The organism is Agrococcus pavilionensis RW1 (genome assembly GCF_000400485.1).
Classification (GTDB): Bacteria; Actinomycetota; Actinomycetes; order Actinomycetales; family Microbacteriaceae; genus Agrococcus; species Agrococcus pavilionensis.
In genome coordinates, this window is sequence record NZ_ASHR01000032.1 from 1 (window position 1) to 12,919 (window position 12,919).

At 72.0% G+C, this 12,919-nt stretch carries 12 protein-coding genes and 1 tRNA gene; 3 read left to right on the forward strand and 10 right to left on the reverse strand.

Annotation, left to right across the window (positions count from 1 at the left end; translation table 11 throughout):
- Positions 1–276: 276 nt before the first annotated feature.
- The 3 genes from L332_RS26255 to L332_RS26260 form a co-directional block, all read right to left on the reverse strand.
- Positions 277–468: a hypothetical protein gene (locus L332_RS26255; protein WP_021011309.1), complete on the reverse strand. Its 192-nt coding sequence runs from the start codon at positions 466–468 to the stop codon at positions 277–279.
- On the reverse strand, positions 468–599 hold the full coding sequence (locus L332_RS30885) for a hypothetical protein (RefSeq protein ID WP_021011310.1): 132 nt from the start codon (positions 597–599) through the stop codon (positions 468–470). The genes L332_RS26255 and L332_RS30885 overlap by 1 nt, the downstream gene beginning before the upstream one ends.
- A gap of 16 nt (positions 600–615) precedes the next feature.
- A tRNA-Asn gene (locus L332_RS26260) sits at positions 616–691 on the reverse strand.
- A 96-nt stretch (positions 692–787) separates the two neighbouring features.
- Between L332_RS26260 and L332_RS26265 the strand changes: the two genes are divergently transcribed.
- Complete coding sequence (locus tag L332_RS26265; RefSeq protein ID WP_021011311.1) at positions 788–1,960, forward strand: RtcB family protein; 1,173 nt, start codon at positions 788–790, stop codon at positions 1,958–1,960.
- 295 nt (positions 1,961–2,255) lie between these two features.
- The gene (locus L332_RS26270; RefSeq protein ID WP_021011313.1) at positions 2,256–2,945 is read left to right on the forward strand and encodes a hypothetical protein; all 690 of its coding nucleotides are present in this window, start codon (positions 2,256–2,258) and stop codon (positions 2,943–2,945) included.
- A gap of 10 nt (positions 2,946–2,955) precedes the next feature.
- Here L332_RS26270 and dnaG read toward each other — a convergent pair whose 3' ends face one another.
- Genes dnaG through L332_RS26290 form a run of 4 tightly spaced genes read right to left on the reverse strand, consistent with a single transcriptional unit; the run spans position 2,956 to position 8,587 of the window.
- Positions 2,956–4,821: a DNA primase gene (gene dnaG, locus L332_RS26275; RefSeq protein ID WP_021011314.1), complete on the reverse strand. Its 1,866-nt coding sequence runs from the start codon at positions 4,819–4,821 to the stop codon at positions 2,956–2,958.
- 7 nt (positions 4,822–4,828) lie between these two features.
- Positions 4,829–6,070: a deoxyguanosinetriphosphate triphosphohydrolase gene (locus L332_RS26280; RefSeq protein WP_021011315.1), complete on the reverse strand. Its 1,242-nt coding sequence runs from the start codon at positions 6,068–6,070 to the stop codon at positions 4,829–4,831.
- The gene (dusB, locus tag L332_RS30790) at positions 6,060–7,211 is read right to left on the reverse strand and encodes a tRNA dihydrouridine synthase DusB (RefSeq protein WP_021011316.1); all 1,152 of its coding nucleotides are present in this window, start codon (positions 7,209–7,211) and stop codon (positions 6,060–6,062) included. Before dusB ends, L332_RS26280 begins: the two co-directional genes overlap by 11 nt.
- Positions 7,208–8,587 carry a glycine--tRNA ligase gene (locus tag L332_RS26290; RefSeq protein WP_021011317.1) on the reverse strand — a complete coding sequence of 460 codons (1,380 nt, stop codon included), beginning with the start codon at positions 8,585–8,587 and terminating at the stop codon, positions 7,208–7,210. The genes dusB and L332_RS26290 overlap by 4 nt, the downstream gene beginning before the upstream one ends.
- Positions 8,588–8,776: 189 nt before the next feature.
- Here L332_RS26290 and L332_RS26295 point away from each other — a divergent pair, with 189 nt between their 5' ends.
- The gene (locus tag L332_RS26295) at positions 8,777–9,403 is read left to right on the forward strand and encodes a hypothetical protein (RefSeq protein WP_021011318.1); all 627 of its coding nucleotides are present in this window, start codon (positions 8,777–8,779) and stop codon (positions 9,401–9,403) included.
- A gap of 151 nt (positions 9,404–9,554) precedes the next feature.
- On the opposite strand, the gene L332_RS26300 is transcribed toward L332_RS26295, so the two are convergent.
- The 3 genes from L332_RS26300 to leuA are packed head-to-tail and all read right to left on the reverse strand — an operon-like array spanning position 9,555 to position 12,823.
- Entirely contained in the window at positions 9,555–10,328 is a 774-nt protein-coding gene (locus L332_RS26300; RefSeq protein WP_021011319.1) for an isoprenyl transferase, read from the reverse strand.
- The gene (gene recO, locus L332_RS26305; protein ID WP_021011320.1) at positions 10,325–11,056 is read right to left on the reverse strand and encodes a DNA repair protein RecO; all 732 of its coding nucleotides are present in this window, start codon (positions 11,054–11,056) and stop codon (positions 10,325–10,327) included. Before recO ends, L332_RS26300 begins: the two co-directional genes overlap by 4 nt.
- Positions 11,057–11,059: 3 nt before the next feature.
- Complete coding sequence (gene leuA / locus L332_RS26310) at positions 11,060–12,823, reverse strand: 2-isopropylmalate synthase (protein ID WP_021011321.1); 1,764 nt, start codon at positions 12,821–12,823, stop codon at positions 11,060–11,062.
- Positions 12,824–12,919 lie beyond the last annotated feature (96 nt).

Below are 12,919 nucleotides of genomic sequence, written 5' to 3' on the forward strand. Positions count from 1 at the left end.
GGGGTGCATCCACGCTTCGAGGTCGCCGGTGGTGATGAGCTCGAGGGACGGTGCGAGCTGGGTGATGGCGGTGGCGTGGAGGAGTCGGAGGCGGATGGTGCGGGGTGCTGCGCCGGTCGCGCGGAGGTGGGTCGCGTAGGCGGTGAGCAGCACCTGGGGAGTGCTGGGGTACATGACCGCATCCTGGGGTACGGGGTGGCGGCTCGCCATAGGGCGAGGGAATCTCAGTACCTCTCCCATAATCGGGACGCTGTTCGCTTGGCGTTCGCGTAGCGGTCAGGCGCGCGCGGCCGTGATGCGCGCGCAGCGCCGGCAGCGGGGGTTGTGGCTGATCTGGCGTGCGCTCGCGCTCTCGGCGACGAGAGCGCCGCAGACGGTGTGGCCGGCGTCGAGGTCGGCGGCGACGTGCACGACCGCCTCCCACGATCCTCGCCGGTAGGAGGCGGTCGTGACCACGTGGACGGGCATCACGCGCTCGGCTTCAGCGTCGAGACGATCGCGAGCTTCGCGCGCTCGGGAGCGGTGGGCGCGGTGCGCGGGTGGAGGGGCACCACGTCGGCACCCTCGCCGTTCTCGGGTGCCGACACGCCGTCTGCCACGTCATCGTGGCCTTCCTGGCTCCTCGACCAAGATTCGAACTTGGAACCTGCCGGTTAACAGCCGGCTGCTCTGCCAATTGAGCTATCGAGGATCGCTGCGGGAGCGACGACCATCGTAGCATCCCGCGCGGGCCGGGGTCACATCGGCCGACCCCGACCGGCACGCTGGCCGCCAGAAGGAGGGCTCCATGACCGTCACCCAAGTCTCGCCCAAGCTCTACAACTGGGCATCGATCATCGACGACCAGACGCTCGAGCAGGCGAAGCGGACCTCGGCGATGCCGTTCGTCCAGCCGCACCTCGCCCTCATGCCGGATGCGCACCTCGGCAAGGGCGCCACGGTCGGCTCGGTCATCCCGACCCTCGGCGCGATCATGCCGGCGGCCGTCGGCGTCGACATCGGGTGCGGCATGATCGCCGTGCTCACCTCGCACACCGCCGCCGCGCTGCCGAGCGACCGATCCATCGTGCGGACGGCGATCGAGCGCGCGGTCCCGCTCTCGGCGGGCCACTACAACAAGCGCCTCACGCCGAGCGCCGGGGACCGCGTCGCCGAGCTCGAGGCGCTCGCGCAGCGCGCCGGCTTCGACCCCGCCGAGTACGCCAAGAACTGGCGCCTGCAGCTCGGCTCGCTCGGCTCGGGCAACCACTTCATCGAGATCAGCCTCGACGAGCAGGACCGCATCTGGCTCTTCCTGCACTCCGGCTCCCGCGGCGTCGGCAACAAGATCGCGCAGCGGCACATCGCCGCCGCGCAGGCCTACGTCAAGGAGCAGCGGATCGACGTCCCCGACCGAGACCTCGCCTACCTCGAGGAGGGCACGCGCGAGTTCGACCGCTACATCGCCGAGCTCGAGTGGGCGCAGCGCTTCGCGCTCCTCAACCGCGAGGAGATGATGGACCGCGTCATCGCCGCCTTCGAGGCCTGGATCGGCGCCGAGGCGGGCGAGCGCGAGCGCATCAACTGCCACCACAACTACTCGGTGCGCGAGCACCACGCGGGCGCAGACGTCTGGCTCTCCCGCAAGGGCGCGATCGACGCGGCCGAGGGCGTCGCGGGCCTCATCCCCGGGTCGATGGGCACTCGCTCGTACGTCGTCGAGGGGCTCGGCAATCCCACCGCGCTCGACTCGGCGCCGCACGGCGCGGGCCGCGAGTACTCCCGCTCGAAGGCGCGGCGCACCTTCACGCGCGCACAGCTCGAGGAGGCGATGCGAGGCATCGAGTGGCGGCGGACGGATGCGTTCCTCGACGAGATCCCACAGGCCTACAAGGACATCGACACCGTCATGGCCGACGCATCCGACCTCGTGCGCGTGCGGCACACCCTGCGGCAGATCGTGAACGTGAAGGGCGACTGACCGCCGACCTCAGGATTCGATCCGGATTGCGGCAATCGCAGCTCGCCGCCCGACCGCGCGCGAGAGCATGGCAGCCCACAGAACGAGGGGGCAGGCCGATGAGCGACGAAGACACCGGTTGTCCGGACCTCGAGCCCGGCGAGCTCGAGGCGATCCAGGCGGAGGACCGGCGGGAGGAGCGCGCGGTCTCCGGCGACGCGAAGGGCTGACGGAGCGCGCATCGTCGTCGATGCTCCGCCGAGCCGTCGCGCGATAGCGTTCGACGCACCACCGCCACCGCTCGACTGGAGTCACGATGCCCCGCTCGACAGCCCGCCGCTCGCCGATCGCGCCGCTCGCCCTCGCGGCCGCGGCCCTGCTCTCGGTCACCGGCTGCGTCGTCGGTCCGCCGCCGCCCGTCGAGCACGGCGAGCCGGAGCCCTCGCTCGAGCCCTCCCCCGACGCATCCCCCGACCCGTCGCCGAGCGCCGACGAGCCGCAGCCCGGCGCGCTCCCCGACGTGCTCGAGCTCGGCATGATCGCCGCCGAGGGTGCGCTGCCCGGGTGGGAGACGAGCATCATCACCGACGGCGACTTCGAGCCGCAGCCCGACTCCGACTTCCCGATCGGACCGACGATCAGCGTCGTCGAGACCGCGACCGGATGCACGTTCTGGGCCTACCAGGGCCAGCAGGACAGCGCCGACCCCGACGAGGTCGCCAATACGCAGGCGACGCTCGCCGCGATCACCGGCACGGCGCCCGGCGACTGGGAGGCCGACGAGTTCGTGCTCGAGCCGTCGGCGTCGCAGGGCGTGAGCGTCGTGCTCCTCTCGATCTTCAGCGAGGCGGACGACGGCGCCGTGCAGGCGGTCTACGCGCGCAACTTCCAGTCGAGCCAGACGACGAGCGCGATCCGCGCGGAGTGCGGGCCGGACGCGGGCGGGATCGACCAGATCGACGACGTCGTCTCGGAGCACTTCCAGATCAACTTCCTGCTCCCCTGACGCCGCCGCGCTACAGCTCCTCGCGCAGCGACCGCCGCTCGCGCTCGAGCTCGAGCAGCTGCTCCTGCAGCCGCTTCGAGCCCTCGGGGTCGGTCGAGCCCAGCCGCTGCAGGCTGCCGAGCATCTCGGCCTTCCGCCGCAGGATGTCGCGATCGACGAGCGAGCCGACGATGCCCTGCACGTAGGCGCGCACCCCCTCGCGCGACGACTGCGGGATGGGCGCCATCGCGAGCGTGCGCACGAGCGGCACGATCTCGGCCGGCACGGTCTGCGCGACGTGCTCCGAGAAGTCGGGCGCCTCGATGCGGTCGAGCGATGCGAGGATGCCGTCGCGCACGACCGCGAGCGACGGGTTCGCGACGTACGCCGACGCACCGCGCGCGGCGAGGTCGCGCCCGACGACTGCCGGCTGCTGCAGGAGCGCCGCGATGGCGTCGCGCTCGAGCCGCGACGCGGGGTCGCGCTCGAGCTGCTGGAGCGCGACATCGGGCGGCGGATGCGCGGGGCCGGCCTCGGCGGGCCGGTCGCCCGACGTCGGCGCGGGCCGGGGCGCCGCGTGCCGCACGGCGCGCCGGACCTCGTCGGGACTCACGCCGAGCCACCCCGCGACCGTGCGCACGTAGCCGTCGGCGAGCGCGCGGTCGCGGATCGACAGCAGCACGGGTGCGGCCCGGCGCATCGCCGCGACCCGGCCCTCGACCGTCTCGAGGTCGTGCTCGGCGACGATGCGACGCAGCATGAACTCGAACAGCGGCCGCCGCTGCTGCACGAGCTTGCGCACGGCGTCGTCGCCGCGCTCGAGCCGCAGGTCGCACGGGTCGAGCCCTTGCGGCGGCACCGCGACGAAGGTCTGGGCGGCGAAGCGCTGCTCCTCGGCGAAGGTGCGCGCCGCGGCCTGCTGGCCCGCCTCGTCGGGGTCGAACGTGAAGATGACGCGGCCGAGCGAGCGGGTGTCGGTCGTCGAGACGTCGCCGAGCACGCGCCGCAGCACCTTGATGTGGTCGACGCCGAAGGCGGTGCCGCACGTCGCGACCGCGGTCGTGACGCCCGCGAGGTGGCACGCCATCACATCCGTGTACCCCTCCACGACGACCGCCTCGTGGCCGCGGGCGATGTCGCGCTTGGCGAGGTCGAGGCCGTAGAGCACCTGACTCTTGCGGAAGATGGGCGTCTCGGGCGAGTTGAGGTACTTCGGGCCCTTGTCGTCGTCGGCGAGCCGGCGCGCGCCGAAGCCGACCGTCGCGCCCGTGACGTCGCGGATGGGCCACACGAGCCGGCCGCGGAAGCGGTCGTAGCTGCCGCGCTGCCCCTCGCTCAGCAGGCCCGCGCCGAGCAGCTCGGCGTCGGTGTAGCCCTTGCCGCGGAGGTGCTGCTTCAGCGCGTCGAACGACTGCGGCGCGAAGCCGACCCCGAAGCGCTCCGCGGCGGCGAGGTCGAAGCCCCGCTCGCCGAGGAATCGCTGCCCGAGCGCGGCGGCGGGCGTGAGCAGCTGCTCGCGGAAGAACGCCTCCGCGTCGCGGCTCGCGGCGAGCAGGCGCACGCGGCCGCTCGTCTCCTCCTGCGGCTTGCCGTCCTCGTAGTGCAGCGTGTAGCCGAGCTGCGCCGCGAAGCGCTCGACCGTCTCCTGGAACGACGTGTGGTCCATCGCCATGACGAACTGGAAGACGTCGCCGTCCTCGCCGCAGCCGAAGCAGTGGTAGCGGCCGACGGCGGGCCGCACGTGGAACGAGGGCGTGCGCTCGTCGTGGAAGGGGCACAGCCCCTTCATGCTGCCGACGCCCGCCGACTTCAGCGTGACGTGCTCCCCGACGACGTCGACGATCGAGATGCGCGATCGCAGCTCGTCGATGTCGCTGCGCCGGATCCTGCCCGCCATGGCCGCTTCAGTCCCCCACGTAGCGCTCGTGCCACGCGAACGCGCCGCGATCGGTGAGGCTCGCGACCTGGTCGACGACCACGCGAGCGCGCGCCGCGTCGTCGGGCGCCGCCGCCCAGTCGTCGGCGTAGGCGCGGTCGAGCGCCGACGGCCCGAGCCGCACGAGCGCGTCGCACAGCTCCTGCAGGATGCGCCGCTGGCTCGCGTAGATGGGCTGGCGCCGCTCGGCGAGGATGAAGCTCGCCGCCGTGCCCTTGAGCACCGCGATCTCGGCGCGCACCTCGCGGGGCACCTCGATCGTGCCGCCGAAGCGCGCGAGCGGCCCCTCGTGGGTCTCGCGCGTCAGCCGGATGGCGGCGTTCGCGAAGCGCCCGATGAGCTTCGACGTGAGGTTCTTGAGCCGCGCGTGGTCGGCGCGCGAGCCGTCGAACGAGCGCAGCCACGTCTCGAGGTCGTCGAGCCGGTCGAAGGCGGCGAGCAGCTCGTCGCGCGTGTACTCCGGCCCCACCCACGTGAGCATCATCGAGACGAGCTCGTCGTGCCCGACGCGGCTCTGCAGCTTCGCGACGTCGACGTAGCCGCCCACGACCGCATCCTCGAAGTCGTGCACCGAGTAGGCGATGTCGTCGGCGAGGTCCATCGCCTGCGCCTCGATGCTCGGGCGTCCCTCGGGCGCGCCCTCGCGCATCCACGCGAACGCCTCGCGATCGTCGTCGTAGTAGCCGAACTTGATGCGGCCGGATGCGTCGTGGACGTCGGATGCGGCGGCCCACGGGTACTTGCAGGCCGCGTCGACGCTCGCGCGCGTGAGGTTGAGCCCGTAGGGCCGCTCCCGGATGACCTTGGGCTCGAGCCGCGTGATGACGCGGAGCGTCTGCGCGTTGCCCTCGAAGCCGCCGATGCCGAGCGCCCACTCGTTGAGGCCCTTCTCGCCGTTGTGGCCGAAGGGCGGATGGCCGATGTCGTGCGCGAGGCACGCGGTGTCGACGACGTCGGGGTCGAGCCCGAGCTCGCCCGCGATCTCGCGGCCGATCTGCGCGACCTCGAGCGAGTGCGTCAAGCGCGTGCGCGAGTCGTCGAAGCCCATCGTGGGCGAGAGCACCTGCGTCTTCTGCCCGAGCCGGCGGAACGCGCTCGAGTGCGTGAGCCGCGCGCGGTCGCGCGAGAAGTCGGTGCGCGACGAGGAGTGCGTCTCGGGCAGCCGGCGCTCGACGTCGTGGTCGCCGTAGCCGCGCGCGTCAGCCGCCACGGGTGTCGCTCTCGTCCTCGATGAGCGCCTCGCGCTGGGCGGGCGTGAGCTCGGGGCTGTCGAGCCAGCCGTCCGGCAGGGCGGGCGTGCGGGGGCTCCCGGCGCGCCCGCGCTGCCCCTCGATGCCCTCGGCGACGTAGGGGATGTCGCGGTCGAGCCGGCCGAGCAGCTCGTCCATGTGCGCGAGCGACTCGACCGCCGCGAGCTCGCGGCGCGCGTCGCCGCCGACCGGGTAGCCCTTGAAGTACCACGCGACGTGCTTGCGGATGTCGCGGCACGCGCGATCCTCCTCGCCGAAGAACTCGACGAGCAGCTCCGCGTGGCGACGGAACGCATCCGCCACCTGGCCGAGCCCAGGGCGGAACCGGGTGTCGGAGCCCGCGAACGCCGCGGCGAGGTCGCCGAAGAGCCACGGCCGGCCGAGGCAGCCGCGGCCGACCACGACGCCGTCGACGCCGGTCTCGTCGACCATGCGCAGCGCATCCTCCGCCTGCCAGATGTCGCCGTTGCCGAGCACCGGGATCGACGTGACCGCTTGCTTGAGCTTCGCGATCGCCGTCCAGTCGGCCTTCCCCGAGTAGTGCTGCGCCGCCGTGCGGCCGTGGAGGGCGACCGCGGCGACGCCCGCGTCCTCGGCGATGCGGCCCGCGTCGAGGTAGGTGACGTGGCTCTCGTCGATGCCGATGCGCATCTTGACGGTGACGGGGATGTCGCCGGCGCGCTCGACCGCGCGGCGCACGATCGCGCCGAAGAGGTCGCGCTTCCACGGCAGCGCGCTGCCGCCGCCGCGGCGCGTCACCTTCGGCACGGGGCAGCCGAAGTTGAGGTCGATGTGGTCGGCGCGGTCCTCGTCGACGAGGATGCCGACGGCCGCCTCGACCGTCTTCGGGTCGACGCCGTAGAGCTGCACCGAGCGCAGCGACTCCGAGGGGTGGTGGCTGATGAGCCGCATCGTCTCGGGCGTGCGCTCGACGAGCGCGCGCGAGGTGATCATCTCGCTCACGTAGAGCCCCGCGCCGTACTCGCGGCACAGCCGCCGGAACGCGGTGTTCGTGATGCCGGCCATGGGCGCGAGCACGACCGGCGAGTCGAGGCCGATGGGCCCGATCGACAGCGCCGGCGTGCTCACGGTGGTCGTCACGCTCCGACGAGCCCCTGCGCGAGGTGCGCCTCGAGGTCGTCGATCGCGACGCGCTGCTGCTGCATCGAGTCGCGCTCGCGCACGGTGACGGCGCCGTCCTCGAGCGAGTCGAAGTCGACGGTGACGCAGAAGGGCGTGCCGACCTCGTCCTGGCGGCGGTAGCGGCGGCCGATCGCGCCGGCGTCGTCGAAGTCGATCGCCCAGTGCTTGCGCAGGCGCGCGGCGATGTCGCGCGCGAGCGGCGAGAGCTGCTCGTTGCGCGAGAGCGGCAGCACGGCGACCTTCACCGGCGCGAGGCGCGGGTCGAGGCGCAGCACCGTGCGGGTGTCGGTGCCGCCCTTCGCGTTCGGCACCTCCTCCTCGACGTAGGCGTCGACGAGGAACGCCATGAGGCTGCGCGTGAGGCCGAACGACGGCTCGATGACGTAGGGCGTGTAGCGCTCGCCGGTCGCCTGGTCGAAGTAGACGAGGTCCTTGCCCGACGCCTCCGAGTGCGACGAGAGGTCGAAGTCGGTGCGGTTCGCGATGCCCATGAGCTCGCCCCACTCGGAGCCCTGGAAGCCGAAGCGGTACTCGACGTCGATCGTGCCTGCCGAGTAGTGCGCGCGCTCCGCCTCGGGCACGTCGAAGCGGCGCATGTTCGCCGGGTCGACGCCGAGGTCGACGAACCAGTCCCAGCACGCCTCGACCCAGCGGTCGAACCACGCAGCCGCCTCGTCGGGGTGCGTGAAGAACTCGATCTCCATCTGCTCGAACTCGCGCGTGCGGAAGATGAAGTTGCCGGGCGTGATCTCGTTGCGGAACGCCTTGCCGACCTGGCCGATGCCGAACGGCGGCTTCTTGCGCGAGACGGTCAGCACGTTCGCGAAGTTCACGAAGATGCCCTGCGCGGTCTCGGGGCGCAGGTAGTGCTGGCCGGCCTCGTTGTCGACCGGGCCGAGGAAGGTCTTCATGAGGCCCGAGAAGAGCTGCGGCTCGGTCCACTTGCCGGTCGTGCCGCAATCGGGGCACGTGATGTCGGCCATCGACTCGGGCTTGCGGCCCTTCTTCGCCTCGAACGCCTCCTCGAGGTGGTCCTGGCGGTGCCGCTTGTGGCACTGCAGGCACTCGACGAGCGGGTCGGTGAAGGTCGCCACGTGACCGGATGCGTTCCAGACGGCCGAGGGCAGGATGATCGACGAGTCGAGGCCGACCATGTCGTCGCGGCCCTGCACGAACGTCTTCCACCACTGGCGCTTGATGTTCTCCTTGAGCGCGACGCCGAGGGGCCCGTAGTCCCACGCGGAGCGGGAGCCTCCGTAGATCTCGCCCGCCTGGAACACGAAGCCACGGCGCTTCGCGAGGCTGATGACGGCGTCGAGACGGTTCTGGACCACGGATGCTCCTCGAGGATGCGGCTGCGCGCGCCTGCTGGATCGCGGCGCGACACGTGAACCTCGATTCTACCGAGCGCGGCGGGCGCTGCCGCCCGCGCTCGAGGTGGGCTGTGCAGGGTGTCGCCATGCGTCGCTGAGATAGTGTCTTCTCTCGGGGCGCGGGCGCCCCGACGTGTGCGAGGAGGTCGGATGCAGAGCGAGGAAGGCCGCGAGCTCTACGGCGCCTGGGCGGAGCGCTGGCCGTCCGACGCGGCAGAGCTGCTCGACGGCTACTCCGGCTCCTGGTGGATCGGCGGCAGCTGGGCGATCGGCGCCGCGACCGGCATCGAGCGGCCGCGCACCGACATCGACATCGTCATCCCCCGCAGCGAGCTGAGCCTGCTGCGCGGCTGGCTCGGCGGCCGCTGGCAGCTGTGGTCGGCCTTCCAGGGCGCGCTCAAGCCGCTCCGCCCGCACGACTCCGACGTGCTGCCGATCGGCACCACGAGCATCTGGCTGCGCCGCAGCGCCTACGGCCAGTGGGAGTACGAGATCCTGCTCGACCCGAGCGACACCGAGTCGTGGCGCTTCCGACGCGACACCGCCGTCACGATGCCGCTCGAGGACGCGCTCTTCGAGAAGGACGGCATCCGCTACGCGAAGCCGCAGATCGTGCTCGCCTACGCCGCTGCCGAGCGGGCCGACGTCTCCTGGCTCGAGGACGCGCTCCCCGCGCTCGATGACGAGGCACGCGCCTGGGTCGTCGACCGCCTCGCCGACGACCACCCGTGGCGGCAGCGGCTCGAGTCGGCGCCCGCCGCCGCCCCCGCCGAGTAGCCGATCCCGCTCATCGAGTAGGCCCCTTCCCGCTCGTCGATTCGCCGCCTCCCGCTCGTCGATTCGCCCTCCGCTCGTCGATTCGCCCCCTCCCGCTCGTCGAGTAGGCCCGCAGGGCCGTATCGAGACGGAGCCGTCGACCGACGGGAGCTCACCGCGACGGGGCGTCGACCGCCGCGCCGAAGCGGCGGTCGCGGCCCGTGTACTGGTCGAGCGCGTGCCAGAGGTCCTCGCGCGTGAAGTCGGGCCACAGCCGATCGAGGAAGACCATCTCGGCGTACGCGCCCTGCAGCGTCAGGAAGTTCGAGATGCGCTGCTCGCCCGACGAGCGGATGTAGAGGTCGACGTCGGGGATGTCGGGGTTGTACACGCGCCGGCGCACGAGCTTGTCGTCGATGCCCGACGGCTTGAGGCGCCCGGCCGCGACGTCCTCGGCGATCGAGCGCACCGCATCCGCGATCTCGTGCGTGCCGCCGTAGTTGACGCACATCTGCAGCGTCATCGCGCGGTTACCGGCGGTGCGGCGCTCGGCCTCCTCGAGCTCGCGGATGACGCTCGGCCACAGCCGCGGGCGCCGGCCGGCCCAGCGCACCCGCACGCCCCACGCATCCAGCTGGTCGCGCTGGCGCCGCAGCACGTCCTTGTTGAAGCCCATGAGGAAGCGCACCTCGTCGGGGCTGCGCTTCCAGTTCTCGGTCGAGAAGGCGTAGACCGAGAGGTGCTGGATGCCGACCTGGAGCGCGCCCGCGACGACGTCGAGCAGCCGCTCCTCCCCCGCCGCGTGGCCCTGCGTGCGCGTGAGGCCGCGCTGGTTGGCCCAGCGGCCGTTGCCGTCCATGATGATCGCGACGTGCGCCGGCAGGCTGCCCTGCGGGTACCGCGGCGGCTGCTGGCCCGTCCAGTCGATCGGCTTGACCTCGCTCACCGCGCTCCCCGGTCGACGTGCTCGAGCGAGCGCAGGCCGCGCTCGAGGTGCCACTGCACGTAGGCCGCGACCGCGCCGGAGGCGCGCGTGCGCACGCCCGGGGGCGACGCCTCCGCGAGCGCCCACTCGCCCGTCAGCAGCGCCCCGAGCAGCTCGAGCGTCGCGGGATCGATGCGGAGCGCGCCCGGCGGGGCCGCCTCGTCGGACACCATGCCGCCGAGCTGCGGCACGAACGCCCGGTGCGGGCCGGGCTCGCCGGTGACGGCGCAATCGCCGAACGACGGCGCCCAACCCGCGATCGACAGCGCCCGCAGCAGGTAGGAGTCGAGCGTGAGCGAGGGGTCGTGCTCGGCGCGCGCGAGCGAGCGGAGCGCCCCGACGAGCAGCAGGTACTGCTGGCGGGAGCCGTCCTCATCGGTCAGCCGGTCGGCCGTCTCGACCATCGCGGTCGCCGCGGTGTAGGAGCGGTAGTCGGCGACGATGACCGGCGCGTACGCCCCGAGCGTCACCGCTTGCGTGATGATGTCGAGGCTGCGCCCGACCGCGAGCTGCAGGTCGGCGACCATGAACGGCTCGAGCCTCGCCCCGAACCGCGACGACGTGCGCCGCACGCCCCGCGCGACGGCTCGCACCTTGCCGTGCTCGCGCGTCAGGAGCGTGACGATGCGGTCGGCCTCCCCCAGCTGGTGGGTGCGGAGGACGACGCCTTCGTCGCGGTAGGTGGGCACGGCTCAGCCGACCGGCTGCGCCCTGCGGTCGTGGATGCGGAGGCCCCGGTTGACGCCGGAGACGATCGCCTTGAGCGCCGCGGAGGTCGAGCTCGGGTCGAGGCCGACGCCCCACACCGCGTTGCCGGCGACGTCGAGCTCGATGTAGCACGCGGCGGTCGCGTCGGAGCCGGCGCTCATCGTGTGCTCGACGTAGTCGGTGAGGGTGACCTCGACGCCCTCCGCGCGCAGCAGCTGGAGCATCGCGTCGATCGGTCCGTTGCCGCTCGCGGCGACGTCGCGCACGCACTCGCCGTCGCGGAGCCGCGCGTGCAGCTGCGCCGAGCCCTCGTGCGACGAGGTCGTCTCGAAGGTGACGAGCTCGAAGCGGCCCCACTGGTCGGCGCCCGTGACCGGGTCGCTCGGCAGGTACTCGTCGCCGAAGATCGACCAGATCTCGTCGCTCGAGACCTCGCCGCCCTCGCTGTCGGTGCGCGCCTGCACGACGTTCGAGAACTCGATCTGCAGCCGGCGCGGCAGGTCGAGGCCGTGGTCGGTCTTGAGCAGGTAGGCGACGCCGCCCTTGCCCGACTGCGAGTTGACGCGGATGACCGCCTCGTAGGTGCGGCCGACGTCCTTGGGGTCGATCGGCAGGTACGGCACAGCCCACGGCATGTCGTCGACGTGCTTGCCGGCGGCGGCGGCGTCCTCCGCCATCCGCTCGAAGCCCTTCTTGATCGCGTCCTGGTGCGAGCCCGAGAAGGCGGTGTAGACGAGGTCGCCGGCCCACGGGCTGCGCTCGTGCACGCGCAGCTGGTTGCAGTGCTCGGCGACGCGGCGGATGCCGTCGAGGTCGGAGAAGTCGATCTCGGGGTCGATGCCCTGGGTCAGCAGGTTGAGGCCGAGCGCGACGAGGTCGACGTTGCCGGTGCGCTCGCCGTTGCCGAACAGGCAGCCCTCGATGCGATCGGCGCCGGCCATATAGCCGAGCTCGGCGGCGGCCACGCCCGTGCCGCGGTCGTTGTGCGGGTGCAGCGAGAGGATGACCGACTCTCGGCGCGCGAGGTGGCGGTGCATCCACTCGATCGAGTCGGCGTAGACGTTGGGCGTCGCCATCTCGACCGTCGCGGGGAGGTTGATGATGACCGGCCGCTCGGGGCGCGCGTCGAGCGTCTCGATGATCGCGTTGCAGACCTCGAGGGCGTAGTCGAGCTCGGTGCCCGTGTAGGACTCGGGGCTGTACTCGTAGTAGACCTTCGTCTCGCCGAGCATCCCCTCGAGCTCGAGGCACAGCTTCGCGCCGTCGATCGCGATCTGCTTGACGCCCTCGCGGTCGGAGCGGAAGACGACGTCGCGCTGCAGCACGCTCGTCGAGTTGTAGATGTGCACGATCGCCTGCTTCGCGCCGTCAATCGCCTCGAACGTGCGGCGGATGAGGTGGTCGCGGCACTGCGTGAGCACCTGGATCGTGACGTCGTCGGGGATGAGGTCCTCGTCGATGAGCTTCCGCACGAAGTCGAAGTCGAGCTGGCTCGCGGAGGGGAACCCGACCTCGATCTCCTTGTAGCCCATCCGCACGAGCAGCTGGAACATCTGAAGCTTGCGGTCGGGCGTCATCGGGTCGATGAGCGCCTGGTTGCCGTCGCGCAGGTCGACGGCGCACCAGCGGGGCGCGCGCTCGATGCGCTTCGAGGGCCACGTGCGGTCGGGCAGCTCGACCTTGATCTGCTCGTGGTACGGGGTGTAGCGGTGCGCCGGCATCCCAGACGGCTGCTGCATGTTCTTCATCGATCGCTCCTGTCGCTTGCTCCTGAGGTCCGGGCAGGACAGCCTCCGCGACGAGGGAGCCCGGGGTTCAGGCCTCGCCGCGGCGACGAAGGAGCA

Excerpts from the sequence above, each read along its gene's own strand:
- leuA (WP_021011321.1), bottom strand. The coding sequence starts at position 12,823 with ATGAAGAACATGCAGCAGCCGTCTGGGATGCCGGCGCACCGCTACACC.
- L332_RS26265 (WP_021011311.1), top strand. The coding sequence starts at position 788 with ATGACCGTCACCCAAGTCTCGCCCAAGCTCTACAACTGGGCATCGATC.
- L332_RS26255 (WP_021011309.1), bottom strand. The coding sequence starts at position 468 with ATGCCCGTCCACGTGGTCACGACCGCCTCCTACCGGCGAGGATCGTGG.
- dnaG (WP_021011314.1), bottom strand. The coding sequence starts at position 4,821 with ATGGCGGGCAGGATCCGGCGCAGCGACATCGACGAGCTGCGATCGCGC.
- L332_RS26295 (WP_021011318.1), top strand. The coding sequence starts at position 8,777 with ATGCAGAGCGAGGAAGGCCGCGAGCTCTACGGCGCCTGGGCGGAGCGC.
- L332_RS26270 (WP_021011313.1), top strand. The coding sequence starts at position 2,256 with ATGCCCCGCTCGACAGCCCGCCGCTCGCCGATCGCGCCGCTCGCCCTC.